This window comes from Burkholderia sp. DN3021 (assembly GCF_049805555.1).
Lineage (GTDB): Bacteria > Pseudomonadota > Gammaproteobacteria > Burkholderiales > Burkholderiaceae > Burkholderia > Burkholderia pyrrocinia_C.
In genome coordinates, this window is sequence record NZ_JBNCAB010000220.1 from 1 (window position 1) to 1,661 (window position 1,661).

General features: G+C 59.1%; 3 pseudogenes. 1 reads left to right on the plus strand and 2 read right to left on the minus strand.

The features are described from left to right. Positions 1–123: 123 nt before the first annotated feature. A pseudogene (locus tag ACPUER_RS36630) lies at positions 124–735 on the plus strand (IS256 family transposase); the annotation flags it as partial. 54 nt (positions 736–789) lie between these two features. Here the strand turns inward: ACPUER_RS36630 and ACPUER_RS36635 are convergent. Next, positions 790–963 (minus strand): annotated as a pseudogene (locus tag ACPUER_RS36635) (transposase); the annotation flags it as partial. 123 nt (positions 964–1,086) lie between these two features. Then, positions 1,087–1,542, minus strand: a pseudogene (locus tag ACPUER_RS36640) (recombinase family protein); the annotation flags it as partial. Between the last annotated feature and the right edge of the window lie 119 nt (positions 1,543–1,661).

Genomic DNA, 1,661 nt, shown 5'->3' on the forward strand with positions numbered 1-1,661 from the left:
TGACGACTACGACGCGCTGCTTCCTTGGAAGATGCCCGTCGACCTCCGCTGATCCGCTTCGTTACCACACCTCACGCGCTCGGCCACCTTATCCTGAGGGGCGTCGTTCGTGGACCGCATACGATCGAGCAAACCGAAGGCGCCAAGTTCTGGCTGAAGGTCTTAAACGAGCTGAAGAACCGAGGCTTGCACGACATCCTGATCGCGGTGGTCGATGGTTTGCGCGGCTTCCCCGAAGCGATCGAGGCGGTCTATCCGGCCGCCCAAATCCAGACCTGCATCGTGCATCTGATCCGCAATTCGCTGAATCTGGCGAGCTGGAAGGACCGCAAGTCGCTGGCTGCCGCGATCAAGCCGATCTATCAGGCCGCCACGGCCGAGGCGGCAGCAGCGGCGCTCGACGCCTTTGCGCAGAGCGAGTGGGGGCGCAAATTCCCTACCGTCGCGGCCATGTGGCAGCGCCAATGGGAACAGGTGATTCCCTTCTTCGCCTATCCGCCCGAGGTGCGTCGAATCGTATATACGACAAACGCTATCGCGAGCATGCACATGCAGTTGCGCAAGATCGTCAAGAACCGCGGCCACTTCCCGAGCGACGAAGCCGCCAGCAAACTGCTGTATCTGGCCTTGCGCAACATCGAAAAGGATTGGAAGATGCCGCCTATCACCTGGCGGCAAGCAGTCAATCAGTTCGCCATTCTGTTCGGTGAGCGATTCACCTCCGCCATCAGCTGAGACCTTTAACCGGCCTCAGCACACGAAATTCCTGACACGTCCCGTACTAGGCGAGCCGAACACATCGGCTGCACGCTCCTGCAACTGCCGCTTCCATTCCGTGATCTGGTTCGGATGCACATCGAACTGCTGCGCCAGTTCGGCCAGCGTCCGCTCGCCTTTGACCGCTGCCAGCGCCACCTTCGCTTTGAACGCCGCTGAGTGCGTCCGTCGGGTTCTCTTCGTCATTTCCTCGGTTCCTTTGCCAGCATTATCGCTGGCAAAGGCCCCGGCCAAACCACTTATCCGTCTGTCCGAATTTGCGCGGCCACCTCTCCGCGAATCGCACACCTGACAATACCCACAGCCTTACTGAGAACTCTCATGAGCGGTCTGTCTCGTTCTGGGCCGCCCAATCTTGGCGCCTCGTATACGAGCCGCCGCCATCCCGGCACGAGTCCGCTCACTGATCAACGAGCGCTCGAACTCCGCGAGCGCCGCGATCATGTGAAACATCAGCATGCCCGTCGGCGAGCGCGTATCGATGCTCTCCATTAGGGAGATGAACTCGATGTTCCGCTGCCCCAAACTGCCGACCACCTCCACCAGATGACTCAGTGATCGCCCGAGACGGTCAAGACGCCACACCACCAGCGCATCGCCCGTCTGCACAATACGCAGTGCTTCGTGAAGCCCTGGCCGATCAAATCGCGAGCCGGAAATACCATGGTCCGTCAGGATCGTGTCGCATCCCGCTGCCTGCAGGGCCATTAACTGCAGGTCCAGACTTTGGTCTTCCGTCGATACCCGAGCGTATCCAATCCTCATATCTTATATGATTAGCTATACGATTAAGTGTTCACGAGAAATTGGTTTGAAATTTGGTGCCGTACCCGACCAGTAGTTCGGCCAGCTCAGCGTCGATGGTTTCCGTGGTCCAGGTAACG